Genomic DNA, 384 nt, shown 5'->3' on the forward strand with positions numbered 1-384 from the left:
TAGCTATATGTTCTTGAAGTCTTGCAACTTTTAATCTTACTTTATTTCTATTTAAACTACCGATTGTCTTTCTCGATAATTCTCTTTGTAATTTAGCAAGTTTGCTTAATGACTTCTGAAGATACTTCGGATTTTCTATAAATTCTCCACGACTTGAGATACAAAATTCTTTAATTCCCAAATCTAAACCTATCTGATTATTAGTATTTTTAAATGCTTCAATATCTACATCAGTACAACATAATGATACATAATAGCTACCACTTGGTTCTTTAGATATAGTAGCATTAAGTATTCTACCTTGAGGTACTTGTTTATCCCTTATCTTAACCATACCAAGTTTAGGTAGTTTTATATGTTGACCACAATACATAATGTTTCCAT

General features: G+C 29.2%; 1 protein-coding gene. It reads right to left on the minus strand.

Annotated elements, in window-relative coordinates; genetic code table 11:
- Positions 1-384 (minus strand): transposase (locus KGF42_RS19295; RefSeq protein ID WP_227826922.1); only part of this gene is annotated, 384 nt, incomplete at both ends.

Origin of the sequence: Clostridioides sp. ZZV15-6383 (assembly GCF_020657735.1) — a bacterium.
GTDB classification, from domain to species: Bacteria; Bacillota; Clostridia; order Peptostreptococcales; family Peptostreptococcaceae; genus Clostridioides; species Clostridioides difficile_D.